General features: G+C 60.7%; 14 protein-coding genes. 4 read left to right on the top strand and 10 right to left on the bottom strand.

Going from position 1 to position 21,722, the window contains the following annotated elements; all coding sequences use genetic code 11:
- The first annotated feature begins 33 nt into the window (after positions 1-33).
- From NQL71_RS28660 to NQL71_RS28650, 3 genes are all read left to right on the top strand, one after another.
- Complete coding sequence (locus tag NQL71_RS28660) at positions 34-1,008, top strand: AraC family transcriptional regulator (protein WP_046815605.1); 975 nt, start codon at positions 34-36, stop codon at positions 1,006-1,008.
- A gap of 95 nt (positions 1,009-1,103) precedes the next feature.
- A complete protein-coding gene (locus NQL71_RS28655) occupies positions 1,104-2,210 on the top strand; it encodes an NAD/NADP-dependent octopine/nopaline dehydrogenase family protein (RefSeq protein ID WP_274643721.1) in 1,107 nt (368 codons plus the stop codon).
- The gene (locus tag NQL71_RS28650) at positions 2,210-3,208 is read left to right on the top strand and encodes a 3-hydroxybutyryl-CoA dehydrogenase (protein ID WP_274643720.1); all 999 of its coding nucleotides are present in this window, start codon (positions 2,210-2,212) and stop codon (positions 3,206-3,208) included. The genes NQL71_RS28655 and NQL71_RS28650 overlap by 1 nt, the downstream gene beginning before the upstream one ends.
- 52 nt (positions 3,209-3,260) lie before the next feature.
- Here NQL71_RS28650 and NQL71_RS28645 read toward each other — a convergent pair whose 3' ends face one another.
- Genes NQL71_RS28645 through NQL71_RS28635 form a run of 3 tightly spaced genes read right to left on the bottom strand, consistent with a single transcriptional unit; the run spans position 3,261 to position 5,026 of the window.
- On the bottom strand, positions 3,261-3,929 hold the full coding sequence (locus NQL71_RS28645; protein ID WP_166620372.1) for a GNAT family N-acetyltransferase: 669 nt from the start codon (positions 3,927-3,929) through the stop codon (positions 3,261-3,263).
- A 17-nt stretch (positions 3,930-3,946) separates the two neighbouring features.
- Positions 3,947-4,393: a GNAT family N-acetyltransferase gene (locus NQL71_RS28640; protein ID WP_166620373.1), complete on the bottom strand. Its 447-nt coding sequence runs from the start codon at positions 4,391-4,393 to the stop codon at positions 3,947-3,949.
- 9 nt (positions 4,394-4,402) lie between these two features.
- The gene (locus NQL71_RS28635; RefSeq protein WP_046815600.1) at positions 4,403-5,026 is read right to left on the bottom strand and encodes an FMN-binding negative transcriptional regulator; all 624 of its coding nucleotides are present in this window, start codon (positions 5,024-5,026) and stop codon (positions 4,403-4,405) included.
- Between the two features lie 90 nt (positions 5,027-5,116).
- On the opposite strand from NQL71_RS28635, the gene pdxR reads away from it, so the two are divergent.
- Complete coding sequence (gene pdxR, locus NQL71_RS28630; protein WP_274643719.1) at positions 5,117-6,643, top strand: MocR-like pyridoxine biosynthesis transcription factor PdxR; 1,527 nt, start codon at positions 5,117-5,119, stop codon at positions 6,641-6,643.
- A gap of 2 nt (positions 6,644-6,645) precedes the next feature.
- On the opposite strand, the gene NQL71_RS28625 is transcribed toward pdxR, so the two are convergent.
- The 7 genes from NQL71_RS28625 to NQL71_RS28595 all read right to left on the bottom strand — a co-directional run bounded on the left by NQL71_RS28625 (position 6,646) and on the right by NQL71_RS28595 (position 21,490).
- A complete protein-coding gene (locus NQL71_RS28625) occupies positions 6,646-11,178 on the bottom strand; it encodes a dermonecrotic toxin domain-containing protein (protein ID WP_274643718.1) in 4,533 nt (1,510 codons plus the stop codon).
- A gap of 147 nt (positions 11,179-11,325) precedes the next feature.
- Positions 11,326-15,900, bottom strand: a complete 4,575-nt coding sequence (locus tag NQL71_RS28620) for a dermonecrotic toxin domain-containing protein (protein ID WP_077182707.1) — start codon at positions 15,898-15,900, stop codon at positions 11,326-11,328.
- A 140-nt stretch (positions 15,901-16,040) separates the two neighbouring features.
- Positions 16,041-17,141: a polyamine ABC transporter substrate-binding protein gene (locus tag NQL71_RS28615; RefSeq protein WP_046815596.1), complete on the bottom strand. Its 1,101-nt coding sequence runs from the start codon at positions 17,139-17,141 to the stop codon at positions 16,041-16,043.
- The gene (locus NQL71_RS28610) at positions 17,138-18,163 is read right to left on the bottom strand and encodes a histone deacetylase family protein (protein ID WP_077182708.1); all 1,026 of its coding nucleotides are present in this window, start codon (positions 18,161-18,163) and stop codon (positions 17,138-17,140) included. Before NQL71_RS28610 ends, NQL71_RS28615 begins: the two co-directional genes overlap by 4 nt.
- 213 nt (positions 18,164-18,376) lie before the next feature.
- Complete coding sequence (locus NQL71_RS28605; protein ID WP_046815594.1) at positions 18,377-19,375, bottom strand: AraC family transcriptional regulator; 999 nt, start codon at positions 19,373-19,375, stop codon at positions 18,377-18,379.
- A gap of 64 nt (positions 19,376-19,439) precedes the next feature.
- On the bottom strand, positions 19,440-20,069 hold the full coding sequence (locus NQL71_RS28600; RefSeq protein WP_046815593.1) for a LysE family translocator: 630 nt from the start codon (positions 20,067-20,069) through the stop codon (positions 19,440-19,442).
- A 71-nt stretch (positions 20,070-20,140) separates the two neighbouring features.
- Complete coding sequence (locus NQL71_RS28595; RefSeq protein ID WP_034151285.1) at positions 20,141-21,490, bottom strand: NCS2 family permease; 1,350 nt, start codon at positions 21,488-21,490, stop codon at positions 20,141-20,143.
- Between the last annotated feature and the right edge of the window lie 232 nt (positions 21,491-21,722).

The raw sequence follows: 21,722 nt of genomic DNA, 5'->3' as shown, positions 1-21,722 counted from the left end.
GGGCTGATCCGCTGCAGGTCAGGAGAGCCTCTGATGTTGAATGACGTACACCTGCTGGAACGGCACAGCCTGCTCAGTTCAGCCGATTACCGCGAGATCAAGGACAAGGTCAGCCACTACCTGTGCCCGCACAGCTTCAACGTGCTGCGTGACGAGCCCATTCATACCCGGCTCAACGGCGTGTTCTTCGGCACTTCGGCGCTGCTCGACCTGCGCTATGGCGCGCCGGTGGAGATCACGATCGGCGACATTGCCGATCAGTACCTGTTTCGCATCACCTTGCAGGGGCATTGCGAAGTGGCCCACGGTCGGCGCAGCGCGGCAATGCAGTCGGGCTACCTGAGCGTTTCCTCGCCGTTCGCGCAAAGCCGCATCGTCACCGATGGCGAGTGCCGCAACCTGATCCTGCGCATCGACCGTGATGCCCTGCAGATGCAATTGCAACGCTTGCTCGGTCGCAGCCTGCGCCAAGCGGTGATCTTCGATGTCAGCGTCGATCATCGGCGTGCCGGCATCGTCAGCCTTTATCACACCCTGGACTACATCTGCCGGCTCTACGGCAGCGGCGTCGACGGTTCGCGCCTCGCCAGCGGCCTGTCCGACTACCTGATGCAACTATTGCTCACCCAGTTGCCGCATAACTACGGCGCGGAGCTCTTGCTCGATTCGCGCGCGCCGCTGCCGCACCACGTGAAGAAGGCCCGCGACTACATCGAGGAGCACCTCGACCAACCGATCAGCCTGGCGACCCTGAGCGAGCTGTGTGGTGTCTCGGTGCGTACCTTGCAAAACGGCTTCAAGCAGTTTCTCCAGCAAGCGCCCGTGGAGTACATCCGCGACCGGCGCCTGGCGGTGATCCACGAGTCGCTGCAGCAGGGCAAGGGCTGCGAATCCGTCACCGATATCCTGTTGCGTCACGGCATCAACAGCTTCGGGCATTTTTCCAGTGCCTATCGTCAACGTTATGGCTGCCTGCCGTCGGACACTTTGCGGCGCAAGAAACATTGAGACGCCTGCGTAATCCGTGAGTCGGCTGCGCAATCGGATAAGCCTGCGGCGGCACCACTCGCTAGCATCGAGTCTCTTACAAGAGGAGTGACTCCATGAAGATTACGGTGCTGGGTGGTGGACACGGCTGTTATGCCGCTGCTGTCGAAATGGCTGAAAAGGGGCATCAGACCCGCCTGTGGCGTCGCGATTCTGCTGCGCTCAAAGAGCTGCTGGCGATCGGCAGCCTGACCATCAAGGACTATCGCGGCACTCGCCAGCTATCGGTCGGCAATCCAGGTGACAAGCTGTCACTGACCGACAACCTGGACGAAGCCCTGGCCGACGCGCAGCTGATCATCATCCCGCTGCCAGCGACCTCCCACGAAGATTTGGCCAGACACGTGGCGCCGCATCTGCGCGACGGCCAGGTGGTGTTCCTGCCACCGGGCACTTTTGGCAGCTACGTGTTCGCCAAGGCCATGGCCGACGCCGGCAACCGCAGCAAGGTCGCCTTCGCCGAGACCGGCACGCTGCCGTACCTGGTGCGCAAGCATGGCGCCAGTGACCTGGTGATCAGTTGCTATGCCACCCGTCTGCCGACTGGCGTGTTCCCCAGCCACCTGTCCGAGCACGCTTTTGCGGTGCTGCGTGAAGCCTACCCGAGCATCGAGCCGATCGAAGACGCCCTGAGCGGTGCATTGATGAACGCAGGTCCCATCATCCACCCGCCGCTGATCATGATGAACGCCGGTCCCCTGGAGCATTTCGAGGCCTGGGACATTCACAACGAAGGCACCCAACCGTCGATTCGTCGCGTGACCAACCAGCTCGATGCCGAACGCATGGCCGTGCGCGAAGCATTGACCTACGGCGCGCCGCACTTCCCGCTGGCTGATCACTACAACAGCAGCGCTGGCGAGGAATGGATGTACGGTCGCGGTGCCCATGGCAAGCTTACCGACAGCGGCGACTGGCGCGAAGACATCGACCTGCAAAAACATCGCTACATGCTCGAAGACACCCGCCTGGGCCTGTCCTTCCTGGTGTCCGTTGGCCGCTGGGCCGGTGTGCCGACCCCGGTTGCCCAAGGCCTGCTGAGCATTGCCTCGGTCGTTGCGGGGCGCGATCTCTACGCCGAAGGCCGCACCCTGGAAAACCTGGGTCTGGCCACGCTGAGCCCGGCGCAGATGACCGAACTGCTGACCAGGGGTTACAACTGATGAGCGCCGCGCTGCCCCAAGTCAGCGTGGTCGGCGCCGGCCGCATGGGCGAGGGCATTGCCCTGGCGTTCATCCATGCGGGCCTGCCAGTAACCCTCATCGACATCAAGGATCGCGCCGAGGATGAGCGCCACGGCTACTTCGAGCGGGTGCGCACCAACCTGCGCGGCGAGCTGCAGATGCTGGTACGCCTCGGCGTGCTCCAGTCGGAGCAGTCGGATATCGCGCTTTCGCGGTTGACGCTGTTGTCCAGATCCGAGGCCGCCGAGGCCATGCACGTGTGCGACCTGGTGTTCGAAGCCGTGCCGGAAGTCATTGAGGTCAAGCAGCAGACCTTTGCCTGGGTCAGCGAACATGTCCCGGCGACGGCCATCATCGCCTCGACCACCTCGACCTTCCTGGTCACCGAGTTGAGCGAAATGGTCAGCGGGCCGCAGCGCTTCGTGAACGCGCACTGGCTCAATCCCGCGCACCTGATGCCGCTGGTGGAAGTCAGCCGCAGTGAAGCGACCTGCCCCCAGGTGGTGGAGCGGCTGCTGCAACTGCTCAAACGCATCGGCAAGGTGCCCGTGGTGTGCAATCCGGTGGCGGGCTACATCGTGCCGCGCATCCAGGCACTGGCGATGAACGAAGCGGCGCGGATGGTGGAAGAGGGCGTGGCCAGCGCCGAGGATATCGACACCGCGGTGCGCGTCGGCTTTGGTTTGCGCTTCTCGGTGCTGGGCCTGCTGGAGTTCATCGACTGGGGTGGAGGCGACATTCTCTACTACGCTTCGCGTTATCTCAGTGGTGCGCTGTCTCCACGTTTCGAGTCGCCGCAGGTGATCGCCGACAATATGCAAAACGGCCGCAATGGCCTGCGCGATGGCCAGGGTTTCTACGATTACCGTGACCTGGACGTGGACGCCTACCGGCAGCAGCGTCTCGGCGATTTTGTTCGCAAGCTGGAGTTGTCGGGGTTGACGCCTGCGTTCGAGGGCGCCTTGAGGCAGGCCTGAGCATCAGGGGCAGCGGCCAAGGCGAGGGAGTTTTCACTCCCTCGCCGGTGTGTTACCCCCGACACTCCGCCAGGCCTTTGACCTGTCCCGAAGCCGTCTGGTTTTCGTCGCTCAACCAGCGTTCGAACCCTGCGCCAATCGCCGGCCACTCCGAATCGATGATCGAATACCAGGCGGTATCGCGGTTCTGTCCCTTGACCACCATGTGCTGGCGGAAGACGCCTTCGAAACTGAAACCCAGGCGCTCGGCGGCGTACTTGGAGCGGGCGTTGCCGTTGTTGCATTTCCACTCCAGGCGCCGGTAGCCGAGGGCGAACGATTCCTTGGCCAGCAGATAGACGGCCTCTGTGCTTTTGGGGGAGCGTTGCATCGGCGCGCCGAAGGTCACGTGGCCAATTTCGATGCGGCCCTGGGCCGGGATGATCGACATCAGGCTGAGGATGCCTTGCACCTCGCCGCTGGCGCGGTCGATCACGCTGAAGAAGTAGGGATCGCTGCTGGCGGCGTGGTTGTTCAGCCAGTCGTTGAAGACGCTGCGCTCCGGGAAGGGACCGTAAGGCAGGTAGTCCCAGAGTTTCGGGTCGGCCCCCGGGCCTTGCAGGGCCTTGAACAAGTCGTCGCCGTGGCGCGCCGGGTCGAGTTTTTCCAGGCGGATGAAACGCCCTTCGATCAGTTGGACGGTCGGGGCCGGGACGCCTTTCCAGTCGGCGAGTGAAGTCATGCTGTTCTCCTTGAACCTTAAATGGCTTTGCGAAACTGGATGAAACCCGGACGCTCGGCGATGCGCTCATAGAGCTGGATCGCCGTGGCGTTGGTTTCGTGGGTCAACCAATGCACCTTGCAGCAGCCGTCTGCCTTGGCGGTGGCATAGACAAATTCGATCAACTGACGGCCGACGCCCGTGCCTCGGGTTTGCGGTACCACCAGCAGGTCCTGCAGGTAGCACGAGTTTTCGATGCTCCAGTTCGAACGATGGTAAATGAAATGCACCATGCCTACCGCTTTGCCGTCAGCCCAGGCGAGGGCGGCGTGGGTCGGTTCGTTCGGGTCGAGCAGGCGCTGCCAGGTGCTTTGGCTGACGACGTCCGGCAGTTCGGTGTTGTAGAAGCGCAGGTAAGCCTGCCACAACGGCAGCCAGGCGGCGTGGTCGTCGGCGTTGACCGGGCGGATTTCGATCTGACTCATGTTCATTCCTCAGGGCATCAAGTGGGCGAGGGCCTGGTCCTGTGCGTCGGGGCTGGCAGCCAGCCCTTCGCGCACGCCGGCGATATCGGCGGCATTGCGGTTCTGGCTGAGCTTGCGTTTGCCTTGCAGGCGCTGGATCGGCAGGGCGAAACCGACGATGGCCTTGAGCATGCCGTCGATGTAATCGGCGGGTGCATCGGCGACTTTCCACGGTTGCGCACGACCGGCTTCATGTCGATCGGTCAAGGCGCTGACCAGCGTGCGCAGGCGATCGGCATCGGTGAACACTTCGGCGCTGCCATAGGCGTGCACGGCGACGTAGTTCCAGGTCGGCACGACTTTGCCGTGCTCGGCCTTGCTCGGGTAGAACCCGGGGCTCACATAGGCTTCGGCACCGGCAAAGATGACCAGTGCTTCGGCACCGTCCTGCAGTTCCTTCCACTGTGGGTTGGCCTTGGCGAAATGGCCATACAAGGTGCCGTTCGGTCCCTCGTCGGGGTTCAGCAGCAAGGGCAGGTGACTGGCTTGCAGGCCCTGTTCGCCATGGGTGACCAACAGGGCGAGGCGGGTACCGAGGATCTGTTGCTGCAGCGCTTGCAAATCATTGAAGGCGAAACCATTGGGCGTATACATGGAAATATTCCTTGGCGGATGTCTGCATCCTAGGCAGGCTATTGGTCTGTTGTAAGAGCCATTAACGTCGAATTTCATGGGTCCATTTTCATGACGGATGTGCCGCTGTCCCTATCCTTCAACCCGGCGGGTATCGAACTCGACCGGCGTCAGGGGTTGAGCCGCCAGCTCTACCAGGCCTTGCGGGCCAGGGTGCTGGATGGGCGACTGGCCAGTGGCACGCGGTTGCCGGCCAGCCGTGACCTGGCGGCGGCGCTGGTGATCTCTCGCAACAGTGTGGTGCGCGCCTACGATCAGCTTTACGCCGAAGGGTTTATCGAGGGGCGGGTGGGGGACGGGACTTATGTCGCGCAACTGCCCCAGGCGTCGTTGCCGGGCAAGAAAGCTGCGAAAAAAGGGTCGGCGAGTGCGTCGAAACAATGGCTGGATTTGCCACTGGTAGCGCCTGAAAAGCGCCTCTACAGCGGTGCGCTACAGCGTGTCGAAAACAACCATTTGCCAACGCCGCCGAGTGGTCCGCCCCGGGCTTTTCGGGTCGGCGTGCCAGCGTTCGATCTGTTTCCGTTCGAGGTGTGGGCCAAATTGAATGCGGCGTTCTGGCGTAAACCGGATTTGCAACAGCTGTGTTATGGCGCACCTGAAGGGGACGCGCGGTTGCGCGGGATGATCGCCGCGTATTTGCGCAGTTCCCGTGGCATGCAGTGCACTGCCGGGCAAATCGTCATCACCAGTGGCGCGCAACAGGGGATCAGCCTCTGTGCGCAGTTGCTGGTGGAGCCGGGGGACGGGGTGGCAATTGAAAACCCCGGCTACCGCGCGGCGGGTCATGCGTTCGCGGTGGCCGGCGCACGATTGCACGGCGTGGCGGTGGACAACGAGGGCATCGATTGCAAGGCGTTGGCGGGGTTGGGCGATTGTCGCCTGGCCTATGTGACGCCTTCACATCAATACCCCACGGGGGTGGTGATGAGCCTGGCGCGGCGTCTGGAATTGCTGGCCTGGGCCGAGCGCGCCAACGGCTGGATCGTCGAGGACGACTACGACGGTGAATACCGTTACAGCGGCGCCCCCCTGGCGCCGCTGGCGGCACTTGATCGGCAGGGACGGGTGCTCTACGTCGGAACGTTCGGCAAAGTCGCCTTTCCGGCCTTGCGCCTGGGTTATCTGGTGCTGCCACCGGCGCTGGTGGACGCGTTTTCGCAGCGTCGAGCGGTAGACGTACGACATTCAGAGGTCAGCACCCAGGCGGTGATGGCCGAATTCATGGCCGCCGGACACTTTCAACGGCACATCCGGCGCATGCGCCGCGCAGCGTTGAGCCGACGCAACACCTTATTGACGGGGTGGCCGCGGGACATCGCCGGAGTTGGCGATCTGCCGGGCGTGGCGGCAGGGCTGCACTTGACGGTCGCGGTCGACTCCTTGGCCCGTGAGCGTGAACTGATCGATAAAGCCGCCAGGGTCGATGTCGAAATCAACGGGCTGAGCAGCTACTGGTTGCCGGATTCGCAGGAGCCGGCGGACCAGCGTGCGGGGCTGGTCCTCGGTTTTGCGGCGGTGCCCGAGGCTGCGATCAATGACGCGCTCGGACGTCTGGACAGGGCCTGGCGCGAATAGCCTCAGCGCCTGGCTTTTGGTTCCAGTGGCCAAAACAGCTTGCGCAGCTCGGGGTCGACGAGCTTTCGCAGGACACCATCAATGGGCTCGATCGTGTTCAAGGCGGTTTGTTGTTCGGCGGACAAGGTCTTCAGATACTCGTCGGCAACTTTAAGGTGTGCCGCAGTAGGACGGTCGGCAGGGCTGGATAAATTTTCATAGTGAAAATGCGCCACCCAGAAAGCCTTGCCGTTGGTCTTGTCGAGAATCCGGTACTCCTGGAAGAAGTCGCCCATCCCTTTGGTCTGGATTCGCCCTCGCTGGCCGGGTTCGATGCCAACCTGCGTGTTCTCCTGCAGCCATTTGAAAGCGGTTTGCGTCGGTTTGCGCTGCTTGTACAGCGCCGCTCGAACGCTGACGCCTGCTTCACGCATTCGGCGGGCCGCCGTACGCAATTCGAGGCCCAAGCCGCTCACCGGCGGCGGGTCGCCGTCTTCGTCTTTCATCCGGATCAACGCCTGGTCGACGCTGTTGGCGCTTTGCTCCAGTCTGAGCGCCTGTTGATCGAACACATCCTGTATGTCAGCGGGTATGCGCCTTGGGCGCAACGCGTCTTTACCGTTGCGCTCGATGAATCTGGCTGTATCCAGGTTCAGTTCAATGGCGGCCTCGATGAGCTCCACATCCTTGAGTGTCGAGGCCGGCTGCCGGCGGATGACTGGCGCGATGGGTGTGAGGGGATCATCCGCAGTTTTGCCAGGTTCGCTTTTGGAGGGGGCCTTGGGCCGGGTTTTCCGGACTTTGGCCGGTTGATGGGAAGAGGACGGGTGACTGCTCGTCGTGGGTCGTTGTACCGGCTTTGGTTCTGGCTCCGGCAGCAACGCCTGGAGTCGGGTCTGAGCCAATTGCGCGAATTCGGCAATCAACCCTCGCAGGTGTTGGAGTCGGGGGCGCCTGACCAGGTCGGGGTAGGTGTCCGGCAGTTCCTGGAGGCGCTGGTCAGCGTCGGCGAAGGTTTCAATCAGCGTGTCCAGGTCTTCGATCCGTGTCTGCAACGGGCTGTTGTCTTTGCCCGACTTTGTAAAGTCCACCACTTGAATGGCGGCTTTGGCGGAGCTCACGATGATCTTGCCCACGGCATCCCTTGCCTGGGTCATCAGGGGGCTGTCCTTGTCTTCAAGACACAGCTCCTGGGCCATGCCTAACTCGTTGGCTTTAAGATCGAGCACGGTGAACGATGGCGAAAGTTTCTTGAATTCCATCGCTCTCTCGATGCCGGCCCTTCCAGCCGCACGCAGACCCTCGATGGTCGATTGTGAAAGCTCGAGTTTTTCGACCATTTCCTGGCTCAGGTCAGTCGCCAGCTGAATGTTGGCCACGTAGGTTTTTATGGGCATCGGTTCTGTCTGGCCAGCGTCGGTCATCATCCTTGTCGCCCGGGCATACTCGGTTCTTTTGATGACGAACCACAGCGCCAGGTTCTTCTGCAGTGACGTGCTCAGGCTCAGCAGTTCATAGACATAGTTTTTCGTCCCGCCGAGGGTGCGCCATTCACGGAGCTTTTCCAGCGCTTGCTGATACGCGGTAATGGTAAGGCCCAGCTTTTCCGAATACGCCAGGCTGAGGCTTGTGAAATTTTCCGAGGTGGCCTTTTGTATGTCGGTTTGCAACGTTGAAAGCTCGGTTTCCATCACCTTCGCCTGATCGTTGAAGGAACCCAGGGCCGCCTCCAGTTCCAGCAGGCGCACCTCACTGGAAGCGACCTGGGGTTTGCTGAAGGCATTGCCGCCACCCCCGCGCAGGCGCAAGCGCAGGTCGATGAACCAATGGCCTTTGGCATCATGAGTGAGCAGCGGACCGCTGCGATTCAAGTCGTCAGGGTCAACGATATGCGCCTGACCCTCGCCGCTGACCATGACCTTGAACCATCGCTCGCCGACCTGGGCAAAGGTGCTGTTGGCGATTTGATAGAGATGAGGAGGTTTTACGTTGATCTTTGTCACGTTCTTGTCAGTAATATCGATGGCCACGACTTTGAAAGTGTCCAGGTAGGCACCCAGCGCCATCGGGGTTCGACGAGGTACGGAGCCGGCCACTTCGAGCGAGGAGCGGTGCTCGGGGGCCAGTTCGGCGACCAGCGGCACCGGGTCGAACTTGACGGCGACGGGCTCGACCCCGGCTTGCGATGGTTTCTCGATCGACGACCGCGCAAGTCTAGAGCCGGCCAGGGCATTGCGCCGCATCACCGCGTGGTGGCTGAGGATAATGCCGGTGATCAGCAGCAGGTCCGATACCGACGTCCATTCGATGAAGGTGTCGCCTCGATCCCTGGCGTCGATGACCTGCTGGATTTCGTTAATGGTCTGCCAGACCCAGACGGCCGTTCCGACAGCGCCGGTGAGAAAATTCGAAGTGACGGCGAACAATGCCCAGCTGCTTTCCCTGAGCAAACTCCAGCGCCGTTCGGCGTTTGATTGTGACTGGCGGTCCGCCAGGTCGACCAAGGCCTGGGCATTGCTTTTGAACAGTGTCGACAGGACATTCCCGGTTATTTCGTCATACTCGAATGTCACGCGTCCGAACCCGTCTCCTTGTTTCAACAGGTTGACCAGCTGTTCAGCGACGATCCACGGGGATGGCAGGCCGGTGGGGAAAACATACTGGGCATACTCATAGCTGCGGGTATTGTCCGGCAGCCATGCCAGCACGGAGTCCCGCAGCTCCCCGGGTTGATGCAACGCGTACAGCAGGTTTTGTCGAGAGGGAAACTGCAGCAGGGGCTGGTCCTGCATCGGTCGATACAGCAGGCAAGGCCCGCTTTCGACCTCTCGAGGGCAGATGAGGAACATGTTCTGGACGGTGTCACTGCTGCTGATCAGACGGTGTTGCGGCGTCAGCTTGAGCGGGTAGATGGCGATGGTGTGGGGGGTGTCGGTATTGCTGTCGAACAACTCGCAGATGAACCGGTAGCCGTGTTCATCAATGCCCGACTCGTGTTTGACCTTGCCTTCGAGAGCCAGCAACGGTAACAGCAGGCGCAACTGGTCGCAGTAGAAATTTTCCTGGCGTCGGGATTCGACAGGTTCATTGATCAGCTTGCGCTTGATCAGGGCAGGGTAAGCCTCGCCGATGTCGACCTGTGCCGCCAGACTGGTGAGGAATGCCGGTGTGAGCCATTGCGGCACAGCCTGATCGTGCAGGAACGATACCGTCGCCATGTAGGGCGCCTGGTTTTCCAGGGCAAAATCGGCAAGGGTCTCGGTGCGGTGGTCGAGGGGGTTGGGCAGGGTGAAGTTATCCGCGGTAAAACTGTTGGTGATGTTGATCCGCAGCTCATTGAGCGGCAGTTTCGCAGCATCGATTGCGCGGGTATCGGCGATGATCGCTTCAACCATCAAGCGCTGGGCATAATTGGTGATGGACGGAATCTCGTTTCTCGCTGCCTTGTGCTCTGGCTGGCGATAAAGCTTGCCCAATGCCGTGATGTAGCGGCTGTAGTCTTGAATGTCCATGGGCGAGGCGTTGCGCAACCAATCGGGAATCGCCGCGTGCAGTTGCCTGAGCCGCGCGTGTTCGGTTTCGTCGAGCCCGCTTTGAAGTTCCGCGTCATCGTTCACGGGGTTCTCCGCAGACCTCATGGCGTCGATGGCATCGAGCTGTGATGAGACCAGGGCCCAGGCCATGTGGTCAAAAACGTTGCCGTCAGGCTCGAAAAGCCGCCATGTCATGGTGCGCCCTTCGAGCGGATCCCCCAGGCGGGCGGGCAGCGAATTGCCCAATTGTTCCATTGAGCTGAACGACTCATAACCGCGCTCGATGGTGTACATCACCAGCAATTCGCGTTCACGGCATGTGGCCTTGAGCGCCACGGCCCCGCCGATCAACAGGTGTCTGTTGGCCGTGGTTTCAACGATGTCGATGTCGATCAGGCATGCCTGAATGGCCGACAGGTCGCTGTTCGAATTTTTTCGTGTGGCTCTGTCCGGATCATTGAACACCTCGCGCGCCATCGCGCATTCGTCGGCGTCCCAGCCTTTGATCGTTTGCACATTCAGCGCGTTGCGCAGCGAATCGGACAGCTCCTGCCAGCGGGGGATCTTCTGGCCGTTGTGGTTCCAGTAGTCGAGCTGTCGCTTCTGCAGTTCCAGGAATAACCGAGGCACTGAATCATTGAGGGCCCGGGCAATGTCTTCGATGCTGACAGCAAGATGAACCGGGTCGTTGGCGTCGGATTCCAGGGTCAGGAAATGTTCGCCTTCGAGGTAGTTGGCGGTCGTGCCATACAGGCTGTGCAGGACGAGCGTAGCGGTGAGTGACATGAATTCGATCGGCCCCGTCTCGACTTGATCGTTGACCACCAGCCATTTCGGGGTGGCGATGAGTGTTTTGTCGGGATCGATTTTCAGTTCTGGATAAAGGGTTGCCAGTTTCTCGCGTAGCAGGTCGGATGCGACTTCGCTCGGCAGCGGGCCGTGGCTGGTCTGGCTGACGAGATCGCTTTGTTCCATGAGCGCCGTCGAGTCATCCGGGGCGCCTGGTGAGGGGGTGCTGGTCATGTTGGATAAGTACCTGGGTGCGTTGATGAGGGCAGCAAATGCCGCTTGTATCCAAGGTAACGGGAGGCCGAGAGCCCAAGGCGGTAACTATTTATGCTTTGAAGAGGCCCGCGTGATTGCGGGCCTCCAGGTTTGGCGGCGCGTGGCTCAGGATGTCGAAGAGGAGGCTATGGCTTTCGACAGGAACAAGGATCGGGCCAGCTGTGGGCTGATCTCGCTGCGGTAGATGGCGATCATTTCGTTGTTGTTGCCGGCCGTGCGCAGGTCGAATGCGCCGCCGAGAGTTCGTTGCGATTCGGTTTTCAAGTGCGCGGCACTGTAGGCCTCGACAGCGCTGGAGGGGCTCGGGTAGTGGAAGTGGGCGTACCAAAGCACTTTGGCGGAGCTGGCGTCGCGAATTTCATACTCCTCGAGATAGTCCTTGCGGTGACCTTTGAGTCGCTTTCGCCCCGGTGTCTTGACGATGGCGATCAAGCCTTTGCTGTGCAGCCATTCGACGCGAGCGGCAGTGGGAGGTTGCTGCTTGGTCATGCTGATTCGTGTCAGGCGACCCTTTTCGTCAAGGCTGGCCGCTCCCTCATTGAGCTGTTTCGCCACACCCACGGCGGAGCCCGGGCCTGCTTCGGTGACGTTCAGCAGGGTAAGTGCCTCTTCGATGGCGGCTGCCGCTTCCTTCATCCGGCGCGCCCGTTGCTGGAAAAGATCCTCGATTTCAACAGGGATACGCCCCGGCCGTTTGGCATGGGCCTCGGTTCGCAGGGTAAAGGCGTCCAGTTCGCCGAGTAATGTCTGCCCCGCCTGGACACTGGCATTGAGCTCGGGGCGAACGGTTGGCGCAGGCGCGGGCGTGCCCGTCACGTGTTCGAGCCAGACACCGGGCGTTTTCTCGTGAAAGGTCACGACCTTTCCGCTCAGTGGTGAGGTTACGTCGAGCAGGTCGGTGCCGTTGGCGGCCGCGCGCTCGCGCAGCTTGCCCACGACCGTTCCCTTGAATCGGGTCTTGATCACGCGCTTGGGCACCGGGGCCGGGCGTGAGGGGCCGGGTGTCGGTTCCAGCATCTTGCGCTCGGTGAGCAGGCTCGCGAGGTGTTTCACGCTGCGCTCCCTGAATGCTTCGACCTGCTGGCGCATCAGGTCCAGCGGGGGCTGCAACAACTGCCCTGAATACTCCTCGGGCAGATCGACAATTCGTTGGTCCAGGGTTGCGAATTGCTCGACCAGATCATTGAAAGCGTCGATGTGTTCCGCCAGTGCCAGCTCATGATTTTCGCCAGTCAGGTCGAGTGACGACTGGATGGTAAGGCCGGCATCGTCGACCAGTCGTTGCATGGCCTGGCGCGCTTGCGTGGTGGCTACGTTGTTGCTGTCGTTGAGGCACAACTCCTGCGCCAGGTTGACCTGGAACAGCTTCAGATCCAGCAGGTCGAACGACGGCAGCAGCGCTTTGTATTGCCGGGCTGTTTCCACCGCCTCTTTACCCAGACGCATCATCTCCTCGATTCGGGCGTGGGTGAATTCGATCTTCTCGATGAACCCTTGGGTCATGTCGCTGGTGAGCTGATGGGTCTGGCGAGGTGTCTGAGTGCCCTCGATGGCCTCGTTGTCCAGCAGGGCCAGGGACTGGCGCATGCTTTCACCGAACGCCCGGTTTTGCCGGACGAACCATTTGTGTGTCAGTAACAGCTGGTAGTCCAGGCAGCTGACGAGGACCGGGCGGTAATTGGCGATGGGCTCAATGGCGTTGAAGTTCTTGAGTTGGTCGATGTAGGCATCGTAGGCCGCTACCTGTGAGTTCAGCAGATTGAGCAGCGGCTGGAGGTTCGAATCGGTGGCCGCCTTTTCCGCCGCCTCAAGTTCCTTGTTCAATGCAAGCTTGCCGGCATCGAAGGCTGTCAGTTGCTTCCTCAAGTCTTCCTTGAGTTGCTGGTTCTTGCGTTCAATTTCCTTTCGGGCTCTACCGCCGCCGCGCAGCCGCAGACGTGTGTCGACGAACCACTCGCCCTTCTCGGAATGAACCAGCAATGGGCCCGTCCTGGCTGGCGTTTGCCGTGAGTCGATGATCTGCACGTCACCGTTGTCATTGAGCATCACTTCAAACCAGCGTTGATCTATTCGGGCATACCATTTCTGTTCGAGCGGGATCAGGAAGCGGTGAGGGCCGGATACGGCGGGGATGTCTTTCAATGTCGCCGGCCGTGCAATCGCCAAGCTGTCCAGCAAGACGCCCAGCGATACTTTTGGCAACAGGCCTTGGGCGTAGACGGACGTTTCATGGCTTGCCGGCAACTGCCTGACATCGGCCCTTTGACTCAGGGTGATTTTGGGCGGCGGCAGGGGTTTGGCAACAGCTGTTGAAACCTTCTCGACGCTTTGCGACACAGGTTTGTCGCGATTGGCCGCGTGATGGGCAAGCACCATGCCCAGCGACAGGAACAGATCGGTCAGCGCTGCCCATTGTTGATCGCTGTCGCCGAGTTCGCGGGCTTCGTTCGCTTCATGCAGGTCATCCATGATTTGCCAGATCCAGGCGGCCGTCCCGGCGGTTCGCCCCAGGAAGGGCAGGGCAATATTGAAGAGCAGCCATGCCCCCTGCTTGAGCGTTGCCCAACGCCGTTCTCCATTGGCGACCGATTGCCTGTCTGCCAGTGTGATCAGCGCATTGGCGTTGGCGGTGAACACTGCTTGCAGCGGCGGTTCAGGAAGGGGAGTAGTCCTGATGGTGACAGCGCCCATCATGCCCAGTGTCGAGGCGGGGTCGACCAACCATTGCGAAAGCGTCCAGATGGAGGGCAGTTCGCCGGGGAAGACATATTGGGAATAGTTGAAATACAGGTCTTCCGGCAGCCAGGCCAGGATCGAGTGACGTAGCGCTTTATCGTGTCTGATCGCGTACAGCAGGTTCGCCTCGCTGGAATACTGCGTCAGCGGATGTTCGAGCAGCGGTCGAAACAGCAGGCATGGTCCCTTGTCCGCCCGTTTCGGCCCGATCAGGAACATGTTGGCCACTTCGTCGGCCTCGTTATTCTTACGTCCCCCCGGAATGAACGCCAACGGGCGAATGACAATTTCCTGCCCATCGACGTATCGATCGACAGGCTTTTCCTGCAAGGCGGCGGCCACGTATCGATAGCCCTGTTCGTCGATACCGCCAGCCTTGCCGCGGATCTTCAGTTGAAGCGCCAACAGCGGCAGTTGCAGGCGCAGCTGGCTGGTAAAAAGGTCCTGTCGACGCAGGCGTTCCCGGGGATCGGCCAGCAGCGTGTTCTTGATCAGCTCGGGATAGGTCTTGCCGATGTTGACGGTGGTGACGAGCGCTTCCAGGTAGGCGGGTGTCAACCACGCCGGCGCGGCCTCGCCATCCTTGTACTGCACGGTTCTGTCGCCAAGCGGCAGGCCGGCCAGGTTTTGCAAGGCAAATTCGACGAGCGAGATTTTCAGGGTCTGGGACTTGCCGGGAACGATGACCGCACCCAGGACGACAAGGCTGGTGATGCTGACTTCGATGTCCGCCAGTTTCAGCGTCGTCGCGGCTGCCTGATCCTTGATCTTCCGGTCCTTGATCATCTGGTCGATGAGTGCCTGCATGGCAAAATCCGGGAGCGCGGCAATCCCTTCATCAAAGGTTTTTGCGCGGTGCTGTTCGCGCAACAACGCCAGATCCATCATGTGTCGGCTGTAGCGTGTCAGGTCCGTGGGTGAGGCGTTCGCCATCCAGTCCGGCAACAACTGCCGGATCTGGCTGTAACGTGAGGATGAAGGCTGGTGAAGCTCCGAGAAGTCCTTCGCCGATGCAGCCACTTGCGGATCAAGGGTGGGAGTCCAGGCGGCGTCACCGATGGCACCGATGGCGTCGATCTCAAGGGCAATCAGCGCCCAGGCCTGGTGATCGAAGAACATCCCTTCGGGCTCGTAGAGGCGCCATTGCAGCGTGCGATCACCTTCAGTCACGCTAATGCGCCGCGACAGCGTTTGGCCCAACGCCGCCAACGAGTCGTAGTGCCTGAACCCTTCGGTAATCGAGTGGGTCATGACAAGGGTGCGCTCCCCCAGTGTGCCCACCAGTACTGCCGTTTCCAGTATCCACAAGTGTTCGCTCGTTGCGTTTTCAAGACTTTCGACATCGATCAGGCAAGCCTTGGACTTGTAGGTGTCGTGAGCTTCCCGTTCATGCTTGTCGGGAAACTGGAAAAGGGAGAGCGCCATTTTTCGACGATCCTCGTCCCAGCCCGTCACCTTGTCGACGTTCCAGATGTTGAGTAGCGCATCGCGCAACTGATGCCAGCGCGGCGTCGAATCCGCCAGGTACCGGTTCCAGTAGTCGAGTTGTTGCTCTTGATAGGCAATGAACAACAACCTGGACAGTTTGTTGAGCAGGCATCCGACGGTGTCGATTTGAACGGGAAGGTGAATCGGCGGCTCGACATCCAGTTGCCGTGTCAGGAAGTGCTCGCCGTCGAGGTAGGCCACCGATACGCCTGACAACGCCAGTCGTACCAGTACGTCGGTCAGGGATTCAAAGTGGCTGCTGCCGGGAACGACCTGAGCGTCGTTCATGATCCAGGCCGGTGTCACCACCATCGTCACATTCGGGTCGAGGTGCAGGTTTGGGTAGTTGATGTCGAGGACGATGCGCAATGAGTTTGCAGCGACTTCCCTGATCGAAGGGCCTGCCACCAGTTGGGTCAGCAGGGTGTCGGAGTTGATGGCGGGCGTGTCGGGCATGGCCGTTTCCTGTGTCCGGTGGGGCGTTGCGGGGGGCAACGCTGGTTCCCGGCAAGGTAGAGGGCGGTCAGTGGCTCGAGGTGGTAGATATGTATCGCGGGCAAAAAAAGACCCGCGTCATCGCGGGTCTTCTGTTTCAACTAGGTCCCGGACTTGATCTTGGTCCAGGCCCGGGTGCGTGCGCGTTCGGCATCCCGTGGCAAGGGTTGCAGGGTGTAGAGCGTGCCCATCGCCGTTTCGGTCGGGTACAGGTTCGGGTTGTTGCGAATCGCCGGGTCGACCCGTTCCGTGGCGTCCTTGTTCGGGTTCGGGTAGCCGACGAAATCGCTGACCGGTGCGATCACCTGGGGTTGCAGCAGGTAATTGATAAAGGTGTAGGCGTCTTCAGGGTTCTTCGCGCCTTTGGGAATGGCGAGCATGTCGAACCAGATCGGCGCGCCTTCCTTGGGCAGGCGCATGTCGACGACCACACCGTTCTTCGCTTCCTTGGCGCGGTTGGCGGCCTGGGAGAAGCTGCCGGAGTAACCGACCGCGACGCAGATATCACCGTTGGCAATGTCGGCCATGTACTTGGATGAGTGGAAGTAGGTGATGTGCGGACGGATTTTCATCAGCAGCGCCTCAGCCTTGGCGTAGTCCGCAGGTTTCTTGCTGTTGGGGTCCAGGCCGAGGTGCTGCAAGGCCAGGGGCAGGATCTCCGAGGGCGAGTCGAGGAGGGCGACACCGCACTGCTTGAGCTTGCTGATGTTTTCTTCCTTGAAGATCAGGTCCCAGCTGTCCACCGGCGCATCGGCCCCCAGTGCGGCCTTGACCTTGTCAGGGTTGAAGCCGATCAGGATGGTGCCGTACATGTAGGGCACGGCGAACTTGTTGCCAGGGTCGTTGGCCTCGATCAGCTTCATCAGCTTGGGATCGAGATGGTTCCAGTTCGGCAGCTTGCTGCGATCCAGCGGCTGGAATACGCCGGCTTCGATCTGCTTGGCCAGGAACACGTTGGACGGCACCACCACGTCGTAGCCGGAGTTGCCGGTCAACAGCTTGGCTTCCAGCGCTTCGTTGGTGTCGAAGATGTCATAGACCAGTTTGGTCTGGGTGTTCTGCGCCTTGAAATCTTCCAGGGCCTTGGGGGTGATGTAGTCGAACCAGTTGTAGACGCGTAGCGTTCGTTCTTCGGCGTGAGCGTTAGCGCTCAACAGCACCGCGCACAGGGCCGGAGCAAGGGCATGCTTGAGCTGTTTCATTGTTCAAAACCTTCCAGCACGTTCACCGCGTTGATGCCGATTTCTTCCACCGCGTAACCGCCTTCCATGACAAACAGCGTCGGTTTGCCGAGGGCGGCGATGCGCTTGCCCATGGCCAGGTAGTCTGGGCTGTCGAGCTTGAATTGCGAGATCGGGTCGTCCTTGAACGTATCGACACCGAGCGAGACGACGACGATGTCGGCGCCATAGCTTTCGATCTCGTTGCAGGCTTGCTCCAGAGCAGCGCTCCAAGCCTCCCAGCCGCTGCCGGCGGGCAATGGGTAGTTGAAGTTGAACCCTTCACCGGCGCCTTCGCCGCGCTCGTCTTCATAGCCGAGGAAGAATGGAAACTCGGCCTCCGGGTGGCCGTGGATCGAGGTGAACAGCACGTCGCTGCGCTCGTAGAAAATCGACTGGGTGCCGTTGCCGTGGTGATAGTCGACGTCGAGGATCGCGACCTTCTTGTGGCCCTGATCGAGGAAGGCCTGGGCGGCGATGGCGGCGTTGTTGAGGTAGCAATAACCGCCCATCAAGTCGCTGGCAGCGTGGTGTCCTGGTGGACGGCACAGGGCAAAGGCTGCGCGGGCGCCGCGCTGGATTTCCGCCTGTGCGGTCAACGCCACTTGCGCCGCGCTGTACGCCGCTTGCCAGGTGCCGGCGGTAATCGGCGCGCCGCCGTCGAAGCTGTAGTAGCCGAACTGACCATGCAGGCTGGTGGGCTTGATGCTGCGCAAGGTGCGGGCCGGCCAGGTGTAGGGCAGCAGGTCACCGTCGGTATTGAACTCGGTCCAGCGCGCCCAGGCACCTTTGAAAAAATCCAGGTAGTCGCGGCTGTGGATGCGTTCGATCGGCCCGAGGCCGAAATCTTTGGGCGCTTCGACGGGCCCCAGGTTCTGCTTTTGCACCCGTTGCAACACGTGGTCGGCACGCGATGGCATCTCGAAGCAGGGCTTGAGTTGCCCGTCGATCAATTCACAGCGGCCGTGGTGCAGGTGGTGATCGTCCGAGTAGATCGTCAGCATTTTGTTGTTCTCCGCAGGCTGTTTCGGTTGCACACAGTTTTGCGGCGCGCAGCGTTTCGGAGAACGGCAGGAAAGGCCAAAAGGGGACTTATATGGCCAAAATCATTGACCGAAATTCGCCCCTTTATGGCGTATTCTGGATGGTGACTTTGTACAAGCGGGCTTGCCCGCGAAGGCGTCGGCAAGGCAGAGGCCTTTTTTTGTCCCACAGTGTTATCGGTGCGGCCGAAATTGGCTGGGTGCAACGCCGCTCCAACGCACAAACGCATGGCGAAAACTCGCGGTCTCGCTGAAACCGAGCGCCTCGGCTATCCGATAGATCGGCATCTGATCCTCACACAACATCTGCTTGGCCTGCTCGAATCTCAGTTCATCCAGCAATTCCTGATAGCTGCACCCAAGGTCCTTGAGGTGTCGGCGCAGGGTGCGCGCGGAACAGTTCATTTGTTCGGCCAACCCCTCAAGCCCGGGTGCCGCATTCAACTGGGCACGGAGCAACTGGCGAATCCGCCCCAGCCACGCCTGGCGTCCGGTGAACTCGGTGTTCTGCTTGCGGCAGCGTTCCGCCATGGCCTGGTGGGTGATGACATCTGCCAGCGGCAAGGGTTGGTCGAGCCAGCGCTTGTCGAACGCAAAGGCATTGTTGCCTGCCCCGAAGTGCAGCGGGCAGGCGAAGTGTTCGGCGTAGGTCGCTTCATAGTCGGGCGCGGCATGTTCGAAACGCGCAGCCCGCAGTGGCAGGGCATGCCCGAGCAAGTCATCGCAGATGACTTTCAGCGATACCAGGCAGAACTCGGCGTTGAACACGGCCAGTGCCGGGCTCTCTCGATAATCAGCGGCGACGAACCAGATGCGCTCACCGTCCTCTTCCAGGCTCAGCTCGAAAAGTGTTCCCAATAGCGCCGGATAACGCATCGCCAGACGTAACGCGTCACCGAAGGTGGCACTGGTGAGCAGGGCATAGCCGAGTATGCCGTAGGACGAAACGTGCATCCGCTGGCCCAGTTCCAGGCCGATATCACGCTTTAGTGCGACGGCATTGGCGCAGACTTGCATCTCTTGATTGGTGGTAATACGCGTATCCGCCCGGCTCAGGTCCGTAGCGCTGATGCCGCTGCCTGCCAATAAGGCCTCGCTGGACAGGCCTTCGGCCTTGAAGGTGTTGAGCACCAGGGAGACGGCGTTGAGGGTGGTCAGATGGGAGTGGAGCATGCTCGGTTCCGGCGTGGGGGTGCTGGAACCGAGCAACTTGTGTGCCGACTTGGGTCAGAGGACCTTAATGGCCACTCAACAACGAAGCCGCACCGGCACCGCCGAACAGTCCGGCACTGACGCGGTTGAACCAGTTCTGGCCCTTGCCGCTACGCAAGTACCGCGCAGCGCCATGGGCGCCGAGGCCGTAGGCCAGCTTGCACAGCAGGTCCAGTACGGTCCAGGTGGCGATCATCACCAGCAGTTGCGGCAGGAACGGTTGCTCGGCACTCAGGAACTGCGGCAGGAACGCGGCAAAGAACAGGATGTCTTTCGGGTTACTGGCGCCCAACATGAAAGCGCGCCCGAACAATGCACGAAAGCGTGGAACCGCTGCAGCCGGAGGCACTTCGGCGCCATGGGACGGTTGGCGCGATTGCTGCCAGCTCTGCCAGGCGAGATAGAACAGGTACAACGCACCGACGATTTTCAGGGCGCTGAACAATTGTTCCGATGCCAGCAGCAGGGCGCCCAAACCCAGTGCCGAGGCACTCAACAGGCAGATCGAGGCAATGACGCCGCCGAGAAACGCCGGGTAGGAACGGACCAGGCCGTAATTCAAACTGTTGCTGATCATCAGCAAAGACAGTGGCCCCGGGATCAGGATCACCACCAGCGCAGCGCCGCTGAACAGCAGCCAGGTTTCCAGACTCATCACTTTCCTCCATTTGCACAAAAGCCTCACCCGACGGGGTGAGGCTGGTTCGAAGCGCGTACCGCCGAGCGTTACAGGAAGATGAACTTGGCAATGAAGATTGCGCAGAGCACCCACAGGCTGACGGAAATTTCCTTGTACTTGCCGGTACCGGCCTTCAGCGCCACGTAGGTGATGAAGCCCAGCGCGATGCCGTCGGCGACCGAGAAGGTCAGGGGCATCATGATTGCAGTGACGATCGCCGGAATGCTGTCGGTTGCCTCGTCCCATTCGATGTGGGCCATGCCGCCCATCATCAGCATGGCGACATAGATCAACGCACCGGCTGTTGCATAGGCGGGGATCATCCCGGCCAGCGGAGCGAAGAACATGGCCGCAATAAATAACACACCTACGGTCACTGCGGTAAGACCAGTCCGACCACCTGCCGCTACACCCGCGGCACTTTCCACATAGCTGGTGACCGGTGGAACACCGACGACCGCACCAAAGACACTGGACGCACTGTCGGCTTTCATGGCGCGCGAGAGGTTTTCGATCTTGCCATCCGCGTTCACCAGGTTGGCGCGCTGGGCTACACCCATCAAGGTGCCGGCGGTGTCGAACATGTGCACGAAGAGAAAGGCCAGCACCACGCTGATCATGCTGACGTTGAACACGCCGGCGACGTTCATGGCCATCCAGGTCGGGGCCAGGCTCGGCGGGGCTGACATGATGCCCTCGTAGTGCACCAGGCCCAGGCCCCAACCGGCCAGGGTCACGGTGATGATGCTGATGAGGATCGCGCCGAAGACCCTGTGGTAGCTGAGGATGGCGATCATCAGGAAGCAAACGGCGGCGAGCAGCGGACCAGGCTCGCGCAGCGAACCGAGCTTGATCAACGTTGCCGGGCTATCGACGACGATGCCCGCGGTTTTCAAGCCGATCAGCCCGAGGAACAGGCCGACGCCAGCCCCCATGGCGAAACGCAAGCTGACCGGGATGCTGTTGAGCAGCCATTCGCGGATCCGCGAGAAGGTCAGGATCATGAACAGCACACCTGAGACGAACACCGCACCCAGCGCGGTTTCCCAGTTGTAGCCCATGGTGCCGACCACGGTGTAGGTGAAGAAAGCGTTCAGGCCCATGCCCGGTGCCAGGCCAACCGGCCAGTTGGCGTACAGGCCCATCAACAGGCAGCCCAGGGCGGCGGCAATGCAGGTGGCGACGAACGCCGCGCCATGGTCGATCCCGGCGTCCGCCATGATGTTGGGATTGACGAAGATGATGTAGGCCATGGTGATGAAGGTTGTCAGACCGGCAATCAACTCGGTCTTCACCGTGGTGCCATGCAAGCTGAGTTTAAAGATGCGCTCCAGCCAGCCATTGCGTAAAGGCGGCGAGAGATCCAGCGTCGATGCTTCGGATTTGCGGCTTTCCACAGCGAGGTACTCCTCAAGAGTTTTATTGTTATTTCCAGGGCCGGACCCATGAGGGTGGCAGCGGCCCTTTGAGGCACTTGCGAAATTGTTGACCGATAGGTCAGGAACTCGCACGAAGTGGATTATGCTTTTGTATACAAATAAAGCAAATAATGTTTTTGATTTTGTCGACGAAAAGTTTGGCAATAGGGATATATCGCCATGAAAGACGCCTTCGCGAGCAGGCTCGCTC

It is taken from the genome of Pseudomonas serbica (assembly GCF_028823535.1).
GTDB lineage: Bacteria > Pseudomonadota > Gammaproteobacteria > Pseudomonadales > Pseudomonadaceae > Aquipseudomonas > Aquipseudomonas serbica.
The sequence above is the reverse complement of the archived record's forward strand: the minus strand, read 5'-3'. Positions and strand labels throughout refer to the sequence as shown.